This is a genomic window from Legionella waltersii (assembly GCF_001468085.1).
Lineage (GTDB): Bacteria > Pseudomonadota > Gammaproteobacteria > Legionellales > Legionellaceae > Legionella > Legionella waltersii.
Genome location: NZ_LNZB01000051.1, coordinates 19,000 through 36,674, shown reverse-complemented (window position 1 = coordinate 36,674; position 17,675 = coordinate 19,000). Strand labels below are relative to the sequence as shown.

Genomic DNA, 17,675 nt, shown 5'->3' with positions numbered 1-17,675 from the left:
TAGAAGCAGCAGTGATGCTCTTTTCCAAGTCGGTGTCACCGCTTAGTGCACCTTGTACTCCTCCAACAATGGTTGCCCCATTTTGGCTGAGGAAATTTGCCCCCTTCTCCAAAACCTTTGCAAATGTCCCTTGCTGTTTTTGTTTGAGTTTTTGATATTTTTCGATTTGTTCTATATGAGATTGAGCCATGATTAATCAGAAATATCGCAAGCTGTATCTATAATTGTAGTTGAGTTTCGGTCTAAATATAGTCAACTAAGCCAGTTGAATGCGAGCGATCCTTGTTTAGGGACTAACTTAACAATAGAAGGCTATAGATAATAAGAAAAAGAACTTGAACCACAGTAACTGTAAGGCCGTTTTGTATCATTGCTTTTATGTTCTCACTGCCTGCAAAACCCATGGCCGCAAACATATTTGCTCCTGGGTAGGCATAATTCGTGACTCGAGTAGCAAAGATCATGCATAAGGCAAAAGAAGCCATAGAAAGATGCAGCTGCATGACAGATGGTCTAAAAAGTTGATCTAACATTTTAATGGTTGCTTCGGCTGCTCCTGGCATGCCGAATGCCCCAGTAAACCCTATAAGCATGGATAAAACGGATTTTCCCCCCTGATTAATTAAGGGCATTAATAATTCGGTTAGCGCTTTAAACCCTCCAGCTTGGTGAATTAAATTCATAAAAGGATCAAAGAGGATAAATAAAAAAAACAAATGTAGGTTTTTAAGCATCCCTTGCACCAGTAGATCAAGGGTTAATTTTAATTTTAATTGGCTGGAGAAACCTGCGATCAGGGATAAAAAAAGCATAACAAAAATGACATAGGACGTTTTGGCATGAGCCCAAAGTCCATAAATTACGCACAATACAAAGCCCAGCAGAAAAAGTAAAGTAGCTCTTTTTTGTAACTGAGTTGGAATAAATGACTCGGATAACTCGTCTTCCTTGCAGGATTCCTCTGCATAAAAGTTTTGGAGCTTGTTGGCCATAATCCAGGTGGTTATTAAGGTAATTAATGCCACTGGAAGAGAAGCATGGAGTAACATGGTGCCATAATCCAACCCCGTTACTCCTAACAAAGTAATTACAGGTGGCGCGAAAGGTCCAAGAATGAGCGCTTCCTCAGCGGATGCTTGCATTAATACAGCCAAGCTAGGTCGGGATAAATTAACAGAACCAGCAATCGGGCGTAAGCTGGGGGCTAATATGGCTAAGCCACCTGCTAAAGTTCCCAATAATCCAACAACAGTAAAAGAGGATAACACGATTCCAATTTTTGCTCGGCGTTGAGTGTTGACACCAATACCATGTACAATTTGATGGACTAACGTGTGGTTAATTTTCGTATGGCTCAGGATTTCTCCCAGACCTCTACCTAACATAATAATAAAACCAACTAAGGCCATGAATGAGCCTAAGGCATTCCCAAGAGTGTCCCCAATAACAATGGGATTAGAACCATTCCATACAAAGCCTAAACCAACACAAAGCGCTGTTGCAAGTAATGGGTCCGTATTTCGAAACAGTAAAATAACATAAAGAACAATAATAAGTAGACTAGATAACTCAAGGTAGAAGGACATCATTCAATGACTCCAATTGGTTGTAGCCCATCACTGAAACCACTAATTCCTAATCCAGGCTTATCCGCTAAAATGATGTCTGTTCCATGTATTTGCGCACCTCCAAGGACATAGTTATCTTGTATTAGATAGATAGGATCAAGATCAGCATAGGTAATATCGGGTTTACTTACAGCGAAGCTTGCAATCGCAGCAACACCTATGGGTGACTCCAGCATACATCCAACCATAATCTGCATATCTGCTGTTTTAGCGATATGGTAGATGGCTTGAGCTTGAGCAATCCCACCGGATTTCATGAGCTTAATATTTACTCCATCACAGGTGCTATTTTGAGCGATATTTAAGGCGTCCTGAGAGGAAAAACAGGATTCATCTGCAATTATTAAACATTTTGCCTGTTGGCTAATTAGTTTTAAGTGCTTTAGATCTTTCGCCTTTATGGGTTGTTCAACCATTGGGATGTTTAGTGCCTCATTCTCAAAGGCGGTTATTAATCTCAGTGCATCAGAGTAGAGCCAACCCTGATTGGCATCCACCAATAGAGTTATATCATAACCAATTTTTTGGCGAATGGTTTGTATCCGTTTGAGATCTTCGCTAGGCTCTAAACCGAGTTTAACTTTTAATAGGTTATGGCCGTATTTGACTAGCTCCATGGCCTCTTCGACCATTTCTTCAGGACTTTTTACACTAATCGTGATGCAGGAGCTAATTTTGTTATTATTGCCACCCAGCAGCTGATACAAAGGTAGGCCGCAATACTGAGCAAATAAATCATGCAAGGCCATATCTATAGCTGCTTTTGCAGATGTATTTCCTTTAAGACCATTTTGGTTCATTTCAAGTAATTGGTTTAATTCGCATATTGATCGACCAATTAACGGGGGTCCTAAAGTTGTTCTTATGGAGTTGATAATTGATTCTATCGTATCGCCAGTGATTGCAGGAGTTGATGCGGCTGAGCCATAACCAACGCATCCATTGTTTGTTTTTATCATGACAACAACGTCGTTCACTGACTCAGTTCGTCTAACCGCTGTAATAAAGGGCCTTTTTAAAGGGATAATTAATTGAGCAAGCTGAATTTCAGTGATGTACATGGCATATCATCAGGATTGAACCTGATAATAGAATAGTGGGGTTTCCTTATCAAGTCTAGGGTTTGCCTGTTTAAGCACAATCTAGGTTGATGCGGTTTAACCAGCAGTCGAAACTAGTCCTTCTTTTTGCGGTAAATGACAAGGGTATTACCAATCATTTGCACAAGTTCAGCTTGCAATTCGGCGCAAAGTTCATCAGCCATAACGATTCTGTCTTCCTTTTCAGCGCCATTGATTTTCACTTTTATAAGTTCGTGTGCTTGGAGTGCAACTTCTGTTTCAGCGACTACCGCTTCAGTAAGACCTTTAGCGCCTAAAAGGACTACAGGTTTTAAATGGTGGGCCTTTGCTTTAAGGGCTTGTTTGAATGAGGTATCCATTGTTGATATCCATCCTGATAAAATGGTGAATTATTGCACGTTTTGCTGGGAAAAGGTAGCGAAATTCGGTATCATAGTCAAAATTGCTAGTAATTTATTGTTTATGAACCGTACTAAAAGTAGTAAACGTTGGTTAAAAGAACATTTTGATGACGTTTATGTAAAAAAAGCACAAGCCGAAGGTTATCGTAGCCGAGCTGTTTATAAGTTAAAAGAAGTAGATGAAAAGGAGCATCTATTGAAACCAGGAATGACTGTTGTTGATTTGGGTGCTGCACCAGGAGGCTGGACTCAATACGTTACAGAAAAACTACAGGGAGAAGGGCGTGTTGTCGCCTTGGACATTTTACCTATGGATGCTTTACCTGATGTAGAGTTTATTCAGGGAGATTTTCGAGAGGAGGATGTTCTGCAAAAACTATTAAATATTATTCCCGAACGCTCCATAGACTTGTTATTATCAGATATGGCCCCAAATATGAGTGGAAGCTCAGCAATAGATATTCCGAGATCGATGTATTTGGTGGAGTTGGCTTTTGATTTCGCAGAGCAAATGTTAAAGCCTGGAGGTAATTTGTTGGTGAAACTATTTCATGGGACTGGATTTGATGAACTCGTGAAGAAAGCGCGAATATCCTTCGAAAAAGTGATTATTCGGAAACCATCAGCTTCACGATCTCGCTCAAAAGAAACCTATTTGCTGGCAAAGGGTTATAATTTATAGTAGTTTTAAAGAATAATAGAAACGGTTTTCGATTTTAGTGTATATAGATTTAACAACAAGGTACTAAAGTAACTAACGAGGTTAATACTTTGAACGACATGGTTAAGAATTTATTTTTGTGGCTGATTATAGCGATTGTTCTGGTTTCTGTATTCAGTAATTTTGGGCCTCGTAACACAGTTGCTGAGAAGGTTTCTTATAGCCAATTTTTACAAGAAGTTGAGCAAGGGATAGTGAATTCCGTCACTATCGAAGACAACAAAATTATTAAGGGCGTGACTAAAAACAACAAACGCTTTGTCACTTATATGCCGATGCAGGATAACGCTCTCTTAGGAGAGTTGTTAAAGAGTAAGGTGGATGTTAGTGGCCAGGAAAAACAACAAGAAAGCTTCTTATTACATGTATTTATCAACTGGTTCCCGATGTTATTGCTTATTGGCGTGTGGATTTTCTTCATGCGACAAATGCAGGGTGGCGGAGGTCGAGGAGCAATGTCTTTTGGCCGTTCTCGAGCTCGTTTACTCGGTGAGGACCAAGTTAAGGTGACTTTTGCTGACGTAGCAGGTGTCGATGAAGCCAAAGAAGAGGTCAAAGAATTAGTTGATTTTTTACGCGATCCAACTAAATTTCAAAATCTAGGTGGCCGCATTCCTCGGGGAGTGTTGCTGGTCGGCTCTCCTGGAACGGGTAAGACATTACTTGCCCGAGCTGTTGCTGGTGAAGCAAAGGTCCCCTTCTTTACCATTTCAGGTTCAGATTTTGTCGAGATGTTTGTTGGTGTTGGTGCTTCTCGTGTACGTGATATGTTTGAGCAAGCTAAAAAGCACGCTCCTTGCATTATCTTTATTGATGAGATTGATGCAGTGGGTAGACATAGAGGTGCTGGTTTAGGTGGTGGGCATGATGAACGCGAGCAAACACTTAACCAATTACTTGTTGAAATGGATGGTTTTGAGGGTAATGAAGGGGTTATTGTTGTGGCTGCAACGAACCGTCCTGATGTCCTAGATCCTGCCTTGCTAAGACCTGGCCGCTTTGATAGACAGGTTGTTGTTCCTTTGCCTGATATCAGGGGACGAGAGCAAATTCTCCGAGTGCATTTACAGAAAGTTCCAGTGGATAATGTGGTTGATGTAAAAGCCATCGCACGAGGAACCCCAGGATTTTCCGGTGCTGATTTATCGAATTTGGTCAATGAAGCCGCTTTGTTTGCTGCGAGAGCCAATAAGAGAAAAGTAGGCATGATCGAGCTTGATAAGGCAAAAGACAAGATCATGATGGGAACTGAAAGACGTTCCATGGTAATGGATGAAAATGAGAAAAAACTAACGGCCTATCATGAAGCTGGACATGCAATAGTTGGTCTATCAGTACCTGAACACGATCCAGTGTATAAAGTATCAATCATTCCGCGCGGTAGAGCTCTTGGAGTTACAATGTTCCTACCAGAACAGGACAGATACAGCCATAGTAAGCGCCGTCTTGAAAGTCAACTTTGTAGCTTATTTGGTGGTCGAATTGCAGAGGAACTCATTTTTGGCTCAGAAAGTGTAACGACAGGGGCATCGAATGACATTATGCGCTCTACTGAGATTGCACGCAAAATGGTTACTACTTGGGGGCTTTCAGCTCTTGGACCATTGACTTTTGGGGACGAAGAAGAAGAGATATTCATAGGTCGATCTGTTAATAAACACAAAGAAATGTCTGATAGAACGGCTCAGCAAATTGATGATGAAGTTCGAGCGATTATTGATCGTAATTACCAACGTGCTAAAGAAATATTGGTTGCAAATATGGATAAATTGCATTTAATGGCGCAAAGTTTGATCAAATTTGAAACCATTGATACCAATCAAATTCAAGAGATTATGTCTGGCAAGGAGCCTACTCCTCCAGAAGATTGGAGTTCTCCTTCTTCAATAGAGAAGAAGGAGGATTTAAATGATTCGTTATCTTCAAATGCTAGTAATACAGAAACTATAGAAAAACCTGCAGAAGAACATTAACTCTATAATCTGTTGTTCTATTCGAGAGTCCCGTGAATTTTCAACAATTTCTTGGTTGGCTTAAACAAAAAAGCCAACCACATTCTGACTTTTCATTCAACAAACCTCTAGTGATGGGGGTTTTGAATATTACTGCAGAATCTTTTTATGATGGTGGTAAATACCTGTCACTCGATAGGGCTTGCGAGCATGCCTATGAGTTACTGGCACAGGGCGCTGATTTAATTGATGTTGGAGGCGAATCCACCAAGCCGGGCGCGCAAGCATTGCCTTCGGAAATAGAGTTATCAAGAGTAATTCCTGTTATCAATGAATTAAGAAAACACAGCGATGTGTGTATTTCCATCGATACCAATAAACCTGAGGTGATGGAGCACGCGATAAAAGCAGGTGCAAATATTATCAATGATATTTATGCTTTAAGAAAGGATGGTGCAATGGCCATGGCCGCTGCTCTCGATGCGCCAGTTTGTTTGATGCACATGCAGGGAGAGCCTCAAACCATGCAAATTAACCCCAACTATTCTGAAGGAATCATGTCAGAATTAAGTGTTTTTTTTGACGAGAGAATTCAGTCATGTGAACAGGCAGGAATAAAGAGAGAGCACCTGATCATCGATCCAGGATTTGGTTTTGGAAAACACGCCCGAGATAACCTAAAATTAATGTATCATCTAAAGGAATTGACCCAATGGGGTTTGCCAGTATTATTGGGTGTATCCAGGAAAAGCACGATTGGGGCTGTGTTACAAAAAGAGGTAGACCAGCGGTTAATTGGAAGTATTGCTTTGAGTGTATTTGCTTCTATGAATGGGGCTGCAATACTAAGAACTCATGATGTAGATGAAACTCAACAGGCATTAACAATAATTCAAGCTATCCATCAAGCGGAAGCATGCGAAATGAACGAGTGATTGGCTAGTGATAAGAATAATAAAGAAAGGTGGATTAGTATGAGCGAGCGCAAATATTTTGGTACTGACGGCATCCGTGGCCGAGTAGGTCTTTCTAGCATTAATCCAGAATTTGTTTTGAAGCTTGGCTGGGCAGTGGGGCGAGTACTGGCCAATGGTAATCGTAAGAAAGTGGTTATCGGTAAAGACACTCGAGTATCAGGCTACATGCTTGAGTCTGCATTAGAGGCCGGATTGTCAGCAGCTGGAGTTGATGTGTCATTATTAGGCCCTATGCCTACACCAGGCATTGCTTATTTGACCCAAACATTAAGAGCAAATGCTGGAATAGTGATTAGCGCATCCCATAATCTATTTGAAGACAATGGCATCAAATTTTTCGACTCCGATGGCGGGAAATTACCAGATAGCGTTGAACTAGCTATTGAGAGAGAATTGGATCTACCTTTACAAACTGTCCCGTCTGCTAAGCTTGGCAAGGCCATTCGAATCAATGATGCTGCTGGACGTTATATTGAGTTTTGCAAATCAACCATCCCTTCCAAAACTCGATTGTCCAATTTAAAAATAGTGGTGGATTGTGCAAATGGGGCAACCTACCACATAGCCCCCAATGTTTTTGCTGAATTGGGCGCTGATGTGACGTCTATAGGGTCAAAACCGGATGGGTTCAATATTAATCAGGAGTGTGGATCCACAGCTCCAGAAACATTAAGACAAAAAGTCATTGCAACAGGAGCTGATATTGGGATTGCTTTAGACGGTGATGGAGATCGTTTACTGATAGTGGATTCTCAAGGAAATCTAATTAATGGCGACCAGATACTTTATATTATTGCCAAGGATCGACATCAACGAGGAGTCCTTCATGGTGGTGTTGTGGGCACTTTGATGAGTAACTATGGGTTAGAACTTGCTATTGGCGCTTTGGGGATAGCATTTCAGCGCACAAAGGTTGGAGACCGATATATCTTAGAGATGCTTAAAGAAAAAAATTGGCGCATCGGCGGTGAAACTTCAGGCCATATTCTGTGTTTAGATAAAACCACCACAGGAGATGGTATTGTTGCTGCATTGCAGGTATTAGCTATCATGGTTAAGCAAGACAAAACAATGCAGCAACTAACCGAAGGAATTGCTTTATTGCCACAATCTCTAGTTAATTTAAAGACAAACAATGCAGAGCAGTTAGCTGCAAATCCTAAGGTAATAGATGCAGTTAAACGTCTCGAAAAGAGCCTAAAAGGAGAGGGGCGTGTCTTACTAAGACCATCCGGAACAGAGCCTTTGCTTAGAGTAATGGTAGAGGGTTTTAATGAAACCTTAGTTAGAGAGCAAGCACAACAATTATCCGACGATATTTGTGTCATTGATAAAAAGCTCAGTGAAGAAAATACGTCTGCATAAATAAGTTACCTCTCAGATAAGATTAGAAGGGGACGGACCCCACCGGGGTCCGTCCCCACTGTGACGCTGATGCGGTCCCCACTGTGGCGATCCTGATGCTGGTTTTATAAACTATTGTAGACTAGCCACTGTCTCTGGACTATTCCCTAACAACATGTTTTGAGTCATTGCATCAACTTCATCCAAGAGTTTTGCTGATTGAGTTCTAAAAAAACATGGGCGATTAGTGTATTCATGCTCGGCTTTTTGAGTAATTTTTCCAACAATCCAATTGTAGATGTCCTCAAAAAACTCCCAAATTTGCATAAATCCTCGATGTCTCTTTAAGGGATCGAAGCGAGGATCTTGCGTTAATTTAGGTATATTACTAGGGTTAATTTTCTCTTGTGATTGGTCAATTGATTCCTTCATCAATACAAAAGAATGCATGGCTTGTATGAATAACTTTGCCTCCACCGGAAAACTGCCTTTCAATCGAACGAATTGGTCATAGAACTTTTGCAATTCTTTAGGACAATTTTCAAAAATAGACTCTTCGTCAGCTTCTGACTCAATGATGGGAATTGCTGGTTTGAGTGATAATAATGCAGAAAAATCCGACTCGGGTGTGGGGCATAGTCGCATATAGGCGTTGATTGTAGACATGTCCTGTTTGAATTGAAACTCAAATAAAATATCCTTTAATAGATGAATGGCTTTTAGATTTTGATGTGCGTCGAGCGATGATTTTGTAATTGCGCCATACAGTTTCCTATACCATTCTTGAACATTTGTTGCATGGTGCGAAATTAATGATAAGTTGAGGTTATGATAATAAGCTAACAGATGAGAATTTGGATCTTCAACATCAGGTGTTAGTACTATGTCCTGAGTTTGGATCTTAACAGGAGCAAGGGTCACATCACTGGTAGTATTCTTTGAACCTATGGGAGGAAATTGGTTACCAGATGGAGTCTTAGGTAAAGACAGTTGATCGGATTGTGATACATAAAAATCATCGGATTGCTGTTCTTCTTGATCATTATAAACATCAACTTCATCGGATAAGCTGGTCGTATTACTTTCAGATAATCCAATGCTTCTATTAGAGGCGCTGTCTTCGGATTGATTTTGATCGCTAGCAACAGTTATCAAGAGTGGTTTAGGAGGACTACTATTTACCGGTTTATCTTGAAGTTTAGCTGGTTCTAATGGGGGTTCTATAAGGACTGTTGGTTTGTCGGTTGTAGTCCTGACTAAAGAAGCAGCGATTGGAAATAGTGTCAATTTGTGATTGGGTGCTGGTTGAATTGGGCGAGAATCCGTAGTCTCATTTCGTTCAGGCTCCTTTATGATGGGTTTTTCTTGTAATGGTTGTGCAACTGGTTCAGATGCAATCCTTACTTCCGTTCCAGAAGATAGGACAGGAGTTATTACTTCATGTTGACGTTGACTTGGTACTAATTCTATCTTTGATTCATCAGCAGGTGCCGATTGTAAGGGGTTGGATTCTAGTGATCGTAAAGGATTATCCACTGTGTTTTGTTGGACAGAACCAGTTTGGTTTTTTTTACTTTGCTCGGTAACAGGTTGATGCTGAGGCAGGTGTTGAACGTCTTCTGTGGTTGTTTGCACAGGCGCATCCGTTTTAATCGGAGGCAATTGACGTAATTCGCGCAGAGTGGTCTCTATCCTTTGAGAAAGGGTGATTAAATGTCCGGGAGTTTGAAGTACAGACGCTTCAGATTCAGGTTTGTATGAATTCTCTCGTAATTGTTTAGTGAGGTCTCTCGCTTTATTTGAGGCTTCTCTGACCCTTAAAACAACTTCTTCTAATGATTTAGCCTTAGAAAAATAAATTTCACATTGTTTATGTTGTTCTATCCAAGCCAATTGCTCTGAATCAGCTTGACCAAAATTCTCTTTAGCTTTTTCAGCTTCCTCTGGCGTCGCATATTGCAAATCAACAGGGAGAGTAAGTTTATGGTGAGCGACTAATTCCTCTACAGTGCGTTTTAGTGGAATTAATTCTTGCAAAAGAGCAATAATGCTTGAGTTTTTTTCCTCCTGAGCAAGAACAAGCGGCATTTGTTCAAATAATAATAAAGAAAAATCCAAAAGTGGTGATTCAGGAGTAAGTGATATTGATGGTTTAAATGCTGGTAAATCATTAATTAAATCTACTGCATCTAACAACACGTCATTTCGTTCTTTAGAGTTTGTGAGAACACTATTGTCCTTATCGCTAGGTATTGGGTTCTGTTCAGGAAATAACTTTAAGACTCGACTACGATGTGCTTCCTTTTCATTATGCTCAAGTTTTAGTCCCCGTTGTTTTTCCAGTAGCTTTAAGTACTCTACTGAATTTCTAAGCCTTTCCTGATCTTTTGCATAGTTACCATTTTGGGACCAACTCATCCAGCTGAATGGATTAACATAGGATAAAAGACCATCAATTTGATTTTCATACCCGCTAATAAGTCCTTTAGTATCAGGTGTTGTATTAAATGTTTCAGTAAGACTTAGTTTATCTTCATGGCTCAGTTTATTGTTGTCTAGTAAAGTAGGGATTGACTTTAATTCGGTTTCAATAAGCTCTATTTCAGCCATTATTTCCTTTTCTTTTTCCTGCTTTTCCTTTGAAGACACTACCTTGTCAAAACGATAGAGCAAACCTTGATTTTTATCGCCATTCCATCTGGTTTTTAAGTCGATTAATTTCTTGTTTGTAAGAGTTAGCTCACTTAACAAATTATTGATGGATGAAGCGTCTTGAGTATTAACTATTGAAAAGTCCTTTTCATTTAATTGAGTAATGAGTTTATCTATAAGACGAGTTTTATAAATGAACTCTAATTTCGCATAATGCAATACTCTGTCCTTAAAGGCTTTTGTTAGATACGCATCATATTCCCTAACAACATTTTTTTGGGTTTCACCAAACTCCTTAATGGTGGGGGAAGAGGATAAAGACGGCAAATATTGACGTGCATTAGACTCAATCGTTTTATAGAAAAGGTTAATTGCGATTTTTGATGACTCTAATTCTTGATTTAATCGCTCAAATTCTAATTGAACTTCTCTTGTTTGTTTTAAAAGTTCATTATAAGACGACTTTTTAAGCTCATTCTCGTTGATCAGTGCAGATGACTCTTCATATTGATCGGCATAGATGGATAGCTTACGGAGTGCCGCGTAATAAGGAATTAACTCTTGAGGCACTTCCTCAGATGGAAGGGGTGTAGACTTGAATACTTGCTTTAATGCTGCAGCACTAACTGGTGAAGATAGAGCTGAAATTTCCTTAATTAATTGCAGTATGATTTCTTTCATCATTAAAACCCTCCTGGTAAAAATATATCCCTAAGCCAATTCGAGCAAATTAAAATTTGCCTTAGAAGTCATTTAGGTATATAGGATTCTATCGAATAAAAGGGTATTAGCAAGTGTAAAAATGTATTTTGTTGCAAAAAAAATGAATACGTTTTGCGTAAAAAAAGCATGGTTACCTACTACCCTTCGTTATCGAGATTAGGTATATTCCCAATCTTTTGAACTGAAAATTGAAGTGTCCTTGTTGATGCATTAATGCGTTGTCTTGTGATTAGGAGTAAAGCGAAAGATGAGACAGAAAATTGTTGCTGGGAATTGGAAAATGAATGGCAAAATTTCTCAGATAAACACTCTGATTTCACAAATACATGAATTGATAAACTTTGAAAATACCGCTCGCTTAGTCATTATGCCTCCTAGCCTGTATATACCTCAGGTAAAAGAATGCATAGCCCAAGGTAAGCTAATGCTTGGAGCACAAAATGTATTTCCCAAAGACTCTGGTGCATACACAGGTGAAATTTCTGCCCCCATGTTGAAAGAGTTTGATTGTACCTATGTGCTGGTAGGACATTCTGAACGTCGACACTATTTTCATGAAGATGAAAATTTTATCGCACAAAAATTCCACCATGTGAAAGATCATGGTATGATACCGGTTCTTTGTGTTGGTGAAACGCTGCTTGAGCGAGAAAAAGGCCATACGGAGCAGGTGATTGAACGACAATTGCTTGCAATACAAAACAACGCAGAAGATTGTTTTAAAAATTGCGTTGTTGCTTATGAGCCTGTTTGGGCAATTGGAACTGGACAAACGGCTACACCTGAACAAGCACAAAAGGTGCACCAGTACATACGAAAAATGGTGCGAGAAATAAATAATAGTGATGCTGAAAACCTTACTATCCTGTATGGTGGAAGTGTAAATGAAAACAATGCTCAGGCATTGTTTAACATGCCAGATATTGATGGTGGGTTAGTTGGTGGTGCATCATTGAACGCGAAACAATTTGTGGACATTGTTAAATGTATCAATTGATATTAATGATTCATGTGCTAATTGCAATTATTCTAATTGGCTTAGTACTTATTCAGCATGGTAAGGGAGCGGACATAGGCGCCGCCTTTGGTTCTGGGGCATCAAATACAATCTTTGGTAGTCAGGGAACAGGTGGTTTTCTATTTAAGCTGACTGGTGGTCTTGCTCTTGCTTTTTTTGTGACCAGTTTGATGTTGTCTTATCTGGTGTCTACGCAATACCAAAAGGCAGCCCAACAGGCAATTCCTCAACCAGTTAATGTGCCTGTAAATTCAGTACCGGTACCTGTAGAAAATAAAAAGAATTAAAGGTAATAAATAAATCCTTGGGTTGTCGCACAAGCTAAATCTTGAGCGACATAATAAAAACGAAACTATGCCGAAGTGGTGAAATTGGTAGACACGCCGTCTTGAGGGGGCGGTGGCGCAAGCCGTGCCGGTTCGAGTCCGGCCTTCGGCACCATATAAACCGAACAAGGTGAGCAGATGGTATATCAATATTTACCCGTTCTTGTATTCATTATTATTGGGTTAGCCCTTGGTTTAGCTATGCTTGGAGCAGGTTCTCTCTTTTCGAAGCATAGTCCAGATAATGCGAAAAATGCACCCTACGAGTGTGGATTTGGAGAGTTTGAAAGCTCACATATTCCTTTTGACGTTCGCTTCTATCTTGTTGCAATTTTATTTATTATATTCGATCTAGAAACAGCTTTCTTTTTCCCTTGGGCATTGGCTTTAAGAAAAATTGGGTGGTTTGGTTTTTACGGCATGATGCTATTCCTTGGTTTATTGGTAATCGGTTTTATTTATGAATGGAAACGAGGCGCTTTAGAATGGGAATAAAGTGCTTAGTCCCTATAAAATCGAATTTATTGACTTGTTTAGCTGCTTAGAGGCGAACTATGGCGGTTGCTGAAATACAAAATAAAGGTTTTGAGCTAACATCAATCGAAAAATTGATTGGATGGGCAAGAAGCGGCTCAATGTGGCCTATGACGTTTGGCTTAGCTTGTTGTGCGGTGGAAATGATGCATGTTGGCGCTGCTAGATACGATCTTGACCGGTTTGGAATTATATTTCGACCCAGTCCACGTCAATCGGATGTAATGATAGTCGCAGGCACATTATGCAATAAAATGGCACCTGCACTTCGTAAAGTGTATGACCAAATGCCCGAACCTCGTTGGGTAATATCAATGGGTTCCTGTGCAAACGGTGGTGGATACTATCACTATTCATACTCTGTAGTTAGAGGTTGCGACAGAATAGTTCCTGTTGATGTTTATGTTCCAGGATGTCCACCTACAGCAGAGGCATTGTTATATGGAATCATACAGCTTCAAAACAAAATCCGACGAAAATCGGTTATTGAAGCATAAAGTTATCATTAAAGGTGCAAATTAGATGGCAAAAATCGATCATTTAGTTGAAACGCTACAATCAAAACTAGCAAATCATATCGCTGAATTAAACAATGATAACGATGAAGTGACGATAGAATGTGATTCAAACAATCTATTACCCATCATGTTAGAGCTAAAAGATAACAAAGCCTTCTGCTTTGAACAGCTTATTGATCTTTGTGGCGTGGATTATTTACTCTATGGTGAATACGACTGGGAAACTGAAGACGCAACAGAACACGGATTCTCAAGAGGGGTAGAACGTCAAGAAGCAAAAGCTTATGCATTAAATAAACCAAGATTTGCAATTGTGTATCATCTGCTTTCAACAACAAATAATCATCGGATCCGTGTAAAACTATTTGTGTCAGAGTCCCATTTAATTGTTCCCTCCGTTCATCATTTATGGAAAGCGGCTAACTGGTATGAACGAGAAGCCTATGATTTATATGGCATTTTATTTGAAGGCCATCCAGATCTTCGACGTCTATTGACGGATTATGGTTTCATTGGGCATCCATTCCGAAAAGACTTCCCTTTAAGTGGCGAAGTGGAGATGCGTTATGATGCCAAGTTACAAAAAGTAATTTATGCACCAGTGGATATAGTACCTAGAACGTTAGTACCAAAGGTTATACGAAACGATAACCGTTATGTTGGTAAGGATGGTAGCGAATAATGATAGAATTAAAAAACTACACTTTGAACTTCGGGCCACAACATCCAGCTGCCCATGGTGTATTGCGATTAGTGCTTGAACTTGAAGGAGAAACCATTGTTCGTGCCGATCCTCATATTGGATTGTTGCATCGTGCTACTGAAAAATTAGCAGAAACAAAACCTTATCTTCAAAGCATAGGTTACATGGATAGATTAGATTACGTTTCCATGATGTGTAATGAACATGCTTACGTTAGAGCCATTGAAAAATTATTAGGCATAGAACCACCAATACGAGCCCAATACATTCGTACACTCTTCGACGAAGTAACCAGAATATTAAACCACCTTTTATGGCTAGGAGCTACCGCTTTAGATATAGGTGCAATGACAGTATTCTTGTATTGTTTTAGAGAGCGAGAGGATCTATTTGATTGCTACGAAGCAGTGTCAGGTGCACGTATGCATGCTACCTATTATAGGCCAGGTGGGGTAGCGAGAGATTTGCCGGAGTCCATGCCACAATACAAGCCATCACGATGGCATAACGAAAGAGAAGTGGAAAAAATGAATAAGGATAGGCACGGCAGTCTACTTGATTTTCTGTGGGCCTTTACTGAGCGTTTTCCAAAATGCGTGGATGAATACGAAACATTATTAACGGATAACCGTATCTGGAAGCAACGAACTGTAGACATCGGTGTGGTTTCGCCAGAGCAGGCACTCCAGTGGGGCTTTTCTGGGCCTATGTTAAGAGCCTCTGGGGTTGCTTGGGATCTCCGTAAAAAACAAAGTTATGCTGCTTATGATAAAGTGGATTTTGATGTTCCAGTAGGAAAAAGCGGGGATTGCTACGATAGATATTTAGTAAGGGTTGAGGAGTTAAGACAATCAAATCGCATTGTAAGACAATGTATTGAATGGCTTAGAAAACATCCTGGCCCAGTAAAAATAGATGATCACAAGATTACACCTCCACGACGTGTTGTAATGAAACATGACATGGAAGCTTTGATTCATCATTTTAAATTATTTACTGAAGGGTTCTGTTTGCCGCGCGGAGAGGTTTACTCTGCTGTAGAAGCTCCTAAAGGCGAATTTGGTATATACATGGTTTCAGATGGTGCAAATAAGCCCTATCGTTTAAAAATTAGGGCTCCAGGATTTTCACATTTATCAAGTTTTGATGAAATGGTTAGAGGTCATATGCTCGCTGATGGGGTAGCAATACTAGCTAGTCAAGATATCGTGTTTGGTGAGATTGATCGGTAAATTTAATACAAGGGTATCCCTATAAAGGTACTGAACAAAAAAGATAAAGGTTTAAAATGTCTGAAACATCAGAAAAGAAATTACATCAATTAGTGTCCGCAAAGCGCCTGAGTGAGATTAAGCACTGGGTAGCAAAATATCCTGCGGATCAAAAACAGTCAGCTGTTATGAGTGCTCTTCGTATCGTTCAAGAAGAGCATAATCATTTAACAACAGAATTGATGAACGCAGTTGCTGAATATCTGGACATGGCTCCTATAGCCGTTTATGAAGTGGCTAGCTTTTATACGATGTATGAGCATAAGCCTGTCGGAAGACACCTAATTAATGTATGCACTAACATCTCTTGCATGCTCAGAGATTCATCAGTTGTTGTTAATCATTTAGAAAATAAATTAGGCATTAAACTGGGTGAAACAACCAAAGACGGCCGTTTTACTCTTCGCTCGGTTGAGTGCCTCGGAGCTTGTGTAAATGCTCCTATGATGCAAGTGGATAAAGATTATCATGAAAATCTAACCACTGATGTGATAGATAAAGTATTGCAACAATACGAATAAAGGTGCGTAGCCATGGTTGAACTAAATCAAGTTTGTTATCGAACATTTCATCTGCCAGAACCTTGGTCAATGGCTAGCTATGAGAGCATTGGTGGCTATAGCGCATGGCGTAAAATATTAAAAGAACAAACGCCACCGCAACAAATAATTGATGAATTAAAAACATCCTCTTTACGTGGAAGAGGCGGTGCTGGTTTCCCAACAGGACTAAAATGGAGCTTTATGAACAGGAATACGCCTGTTCAGAAATACGTGGTTTGTAATTCGGATGAAGGAGAACCAGGCACTTGTAAAGATAGGGAAATCCTCGCTTTAAATCCGCATCAATTGATTGAAGGGATGGCCATCGCTGGATATGTCATGGGAGCCTCTGTTGGTTATAATTACATCCGTGGAGAATTCTGGTTACCTTTTGAGCGCACTGAAGCTGCTTTGAAAGAAGCTTATGATGCTGGATTACTGGGAAAAAATATCATGGGTACAGGTGTGGATTTTGACTTGTATAACCATTTGGGGGCAGGTGCTTACATTTGTGGTGAAGAAACCGCACTATTAAACTCTCTCGAGGGTAAAAAGGGTCAGCCGAGATTTAAACCTCCTTTTCCAGCGAATTTCGGATTGTATGGAAAGCCTACGACTATCAACAATACCGAAACCTTTGCTTCGGTACCAGTTATTCTAGAAAAAGGCGGTGAGTGGTTTCTTAAATTAGGGAAACCAAACAATGGCGGTACAAAATGTTTTAGTGTAAGTGGTCATGTTAACAAGCCAGGAAATTTTGAAATACCTCTTGGTACCCCTTTTAAAACACTGCTGGATTTAGCTGGCGGCGTCATCGAAAATCGCAAAATTAAAGCGGTCATTCCTGGCGGTACTTCAATGCCCGTCTTACCAGGAGATGTAATGCTTGGTTTAGACATGGACTATGACAGCATACAAAAGGCAGGATCAGGTCTTGGTTCTGGTGCTGTGATTATTATGGATGAAACTACTTGCATGGTTGATGCGTTGTATCGCATTTCTGAATTTTATATGGATGAATCATGTGGGCAATGTACACCATGCCGTGAAGGAACAGGATGGTTGGTACGTTTATTACATCGCATTAAAGATGGACATGGTGAGCCTGGCGATGTAGAGAAATTAGTCAATGTTGCTAACAACATTGAGGGTAGAACTATTTGTGCATTAGGTGAGGCAGCAGCTTGGCCAGTACAGAGCTTTGTTAAGCATTTTCAACATGAGTTCGAATATTTTATCAAGCATAAACGCTCGATTGTTGCAGCATAAATTAGAAGGTTTTG

Annotated in this window: 17 protein-coding genes and 1 tRNA gene; 13 read left to right on the top strand and 5 right to left on the bottom strand. The window is 40.0% G+C overall.

The features are described 5' to 3' along the window. The 4 genes from Lwal_RS17720 to yhbY all read right to left on the bottom strand — a co-directional run. Positions 1 to 190 (bottom strand): hypothetical protein (locus Lwal_RS17720; RefSeq protein ID WP_193787228.1); only part of this gene is annotated, 190 nt, incomplete at its 3' end. Positions 191 to 293: 103 nt separating this feature from the next. After that, entirely contained in the window at positions 294 to 1,586 is a 1,293-nt protein-coding gene (locus tag Lwal_RS09940) for a Na+/H+ antiporter NhaC family protein (RefSeq protein ID WP_058480994.1), read from the bottom strand. After that, complete coding sequence (locus Lwal_RS09935) at positions 1,586 to 2,689, bottom strand: dipeptide epimerase (RefSeq protein ID WP_058480649.1); 1,104 nt, start codon at positions 2,687 to 2,689, stop codon at positions 1,586 to 1,588. The genes Lwal_RS09940 and Lwal_RS09935 overlap by 1 nt, the downstream gene beginning before the upstream one ends. A gap of 113 nt (positions 2,690 to 2,802) precedes the next feature. Further along, a complete protein-coding gene (gene yhbY / locus Lwal_RS09930; protein WP_058480648.1) occupies positions 2,803 to 3,069 on the bottom strand; it encodes a ribosome assembly RNA-binding protein YhbY in 267 nt (88 codons plus the stop codon). A 103-nt stretch (positions 3,070 to 3,172) separates the two neighbouring features. Here yhbY and rlmE point away from each other — a divergent pair, with 103 nt between their 5' ends. From rlmE to glmM, 4 genes are all read left to right on the top strand, one after another. Beyond that, complete coding sequence (rlmE, locus tag Lwal_RS09925; protein WP_058480993.1) at positions 3,173 to 3,793, top strand: 23S rRNA (uridine(2552)-2'-O)-methyltransferase RlmE; 621 nt, start codon at positions 3,173 to 3,175, stop codon at positions 3,791 to 3,793. Between the two features lie 98 nt (positions 3,794 to 3,891). Next, complete coding sequence (gene ftsH / locus Lwal_RS09920; RefSeq protein WP_058480647.1) at positions 3,892 to 5,805, top strand: ATP-dependent zinc metalloprotease FtsH; 1,914 nt, start codon at positions 3,892 to 3,894, stop codon at positions 5,803 to 5,805. Positions 5,806 to 5,837: 32 nt separating this feature from the next. Then, positions 5,838 to 6,719, top strand: coding sequence for a dihydropteroate synthase (gene folP / locus Lwal_RS09915; protein ID WP_058480646.1), 882 nt, complete (start codon positions 5,838 to 5,840; stop codon positions 6,717 to 6,719). Between the two features lie 39 nt (positions 6,720 to 6,758). Beyond that, on the top strand, positions 6,759 to 8,126 hold the full coding sequence (gene glmM / locus Lwal_RS09910; RefSeq protein WP_058480645.1) for a phosphoglucosamine mutase: 1,368 nt from the start codon (positions 6,759 to 6,761) through the stop codon (positions 8,124 to 8,126). Positions 8,127 to 8,237: 111 nt separating this feature from the next. Here glmM and Lwal_RS09905 read toward each other — a convergent pair whose 3' ends face one another. Continuing rightward, the gene (locus Lwal_RS09905) at positions 8,238 to 11,441 is read right to left on the bottom strand and encodes a hypothetical protein (protein WP_058480644.1); all 3,204 of its coding nucleotides are present in this window, start codon (positions 11,439 to 11,441) and stop codon (positions 8,238 to 8,240) included. A 286-nt stretch (positions 11,442 to 11,727) separates the two neighbouring features. On the opposite strand from Lwal_RS09905, the gene tpiA reads away from it, so the two are divergent. The 9 genes from tpiA to nuoF all read left to right on the top strand — a co-directional run bounded on the left by tpiA (position 11,728) and on the right by nuoF (position 17,661). Further along, entirely contained in the window at positions 11,728 to 12,477 is a 750-nt protein-coding gene (gene tpiA, locus Lwal_RS09900) for a triose-phosphate isomerase (protein ID WP_058480643.1), read from the top strand. Then, positions 12,465 to 12,785, top strand: a complete 321-nt coding sequence (secG, locus tag Lwal_RS09895) for a preprotein translocase subunit SecG (protein WP_058480642.1) — start codon at positions 12,465 to 12,467, stop codon at positions 12,783 to 12,785. The genes tpiA and secG overlap by 13 nt, the downstream gene beginning before the upstream one ends. A gap of 69 nt (positions 12,786 to 12,854) precedes the next feature. Then, positions 12,855 to 12,939 (top strand) — tRNA-Leu (locus tag Lwal_RS09890). A gap of 23 nt (positions 12,940 to 12,962) precedes the next feature. Further along, positions 12,963 to 13,319 (top strand): NADH-quinone oxidoreductase subunit A, encoded by a 357-nt coding sequence (gene ndhC / locus Lwal_RS09885; RefSeq protein ID WP_058480641.1) that lies wholly within the window; start codon positions 12,963 to 12,965, stop codon positions 13,317 to 13,319. Between the two features lie 59 nt (positions 13,320 to 13,378). Beyond that, positions 13,379 to 13,855: a NuoB/complex I 20 kDa subunit family protein gene (locus Lwal_RS09880; RefSeq protein ID WP_058480640.1), complete on the top strand. Its 477-nt coding sequence runs from the start codon at positions 13,379 to 13,381 to the stop codon at positions 13,853 to 13,855. A gap of 25 nt (positions 13,856 to 13,880) precedes the next feature. Continuing rightward, a complete protein-coding gene (locus Lwal_RS09875) occupies positions 13,881 to 14,558 on the top strand; it encodes an NADH-quinone oxidoreductase subunit C (RefSeq protein ID WP_058480639.1) in 678 nt (225 codons plus the stop codon). Next, positions 14,558 to 15,811 carry an NADH-quinone oxidoreductase subunit D gene (locus Lwal_RS09870; RefSeq protein ID WP_058480638.1) on the top strand — a complete coding sequence of 418 codons (1,254 nt, stop codon included), beginning with the start codon at positions 14,558 to 14,560 and terminating at the stop codon, positions 15,809 to 15,811. Before Lwal_RS09875 ends, Lwal_RS09870 begins: the two co-directional genes overlap by 1 nt. A gap of 56 nt (positions 15,812 to 15,867) precedes the next feature. After that, complete coding sequence (nuoE, locus tag Lwal_RS09865) at positions 15,868 to 16,371, top strand: NADH-quinone oxidoreductase subunit NuoE (RefSeq protein ID WP_058480637.1); 504 nt, start codon at positions 15,868 to 15,870, stop codon at positions 16,369 to 16,371. 12 nt (positions 16,372 to 16,383) lie between these two features. Further along, a complete protein-coding gene (nuoF, locus tag Lwal_RS09860; protein ID WP_058480636.1) occupies positions 16,384 to 17,661 on the top strand; it encodes an NADH-quinone oxidoreductase subunit NuoF in 1,278 nt (425 codons plus the stop codon). Positions 17,662 to 17,675 lie beyond the last annotated feature (14 nt).

What these genes read in the sequence shown, in the direction of transcription:
- Lwal_RS09940 (WP_058480994.1), bottom strand. Translation starts at nt 1,586, where the DNA reads ATGTCCTTCTACCTTGAGTTATCTAGTCTACTTATTATTGTTCTTTAT.
- Lwal_RS09935 (WP_058480649.1), bottom strand. Translation starts at nt 2,689, where the DNA reads ATGTACATCACTGAAATTCAGCTTGCTCAATTAATTATCCCTTTAAAA.
- yhbY (WP_058480648.1), bottom strand. Translation starts at nt 3,069, where the DNA reads ATGGATACCTCATTCAAACAAGCCCTTAAAGCAAAGGCCCACCATTTA.
- rlmE (WP_058480993.1), top strand. Translation starts at nt 3,173, where the DNA reads ATGAACCGTACTAAAAGTAGTAAACGTTGGTTAAAAGAACATTTTGAT.
- ftsH (WP_058480647.1), top strand. Translation starts at nt 3,892, where the DNA reads ATGGTTAAGAATTTATTTTTGTGGCTGATTATAGCGATTGTTCTGGTT.
- glmM (WP_058480645.1), top strand. Translation starts at nt 6,759, where the DNA reads ATGAGCGAGCGCAAATATTTTGGTACTGACGGCATCCGTGGCCGAGTA.
- Lwal_RS09905 (WP_058480644.1), bottom strand. Translation starts at nt 11,441, where the DNA reads ATGATGAAAGAAATCATACTGCAATTAATTAAGGAAATTTCAGCTCTA.
- tpiA (WP_058480643.1), top strand. Translation starts at nt 11,728, where the DNA reads ATGAGACAGAAAATTGTTGCTGGGAATTGGAAAATGAATGGCAAAATT.
- secG (WP_058480642.1), top strand. Translation starts at nt 12,465, where the DNA reads ATGTATCAATTGATATTAATGATTCATGTGCTAATTGCAATTATTCTA.
- ndhC (WP_058480641.1), top strand. Translation starts at nt 12,963, where the DNA reads ATGGTATATCAATATTTACCCGTTCTTGTATTCATTATTATTGGGTTA.
- Lwal_RS09880 (WP_058480640.1), top strand. Translation starts at nt 13,379, where the DNA reads ATGGCGGTTGCTGAAATACAAAATAAAGGTTTTGAGCTAACATCAATC.
- Lwal_RS09875 (WP_058480639.1), top strand. Translation starts at nt 13,881, where the DNA reads ATGGCAAAAATCGATCATTTAGTTGAAACGCTACAATCAAAACTAGCA.
- Lwal_RS09870 (WP_058480638.1), top strand. Translation starts at nt 14,558, where the DNA reads ATGATAGAATTAAAAAACTACACTTTGAACTTCGGGCCACAACATCCA.
- nuoE (WP_058480637.1), top strand. Translation starts at nt 15,868, where the DNA reads ATGTCTGAAACATCAGAAAAGAAATTACATCAATTAGTGTCCGCAAAG.
- nuoF (WP_058480636.1), top strand. Translation starts at nt 16,384, where the DNA reads ATGGTTGAACTAAATCAAGTTTGTTATCGAACATTTCATCTGCCAGAA.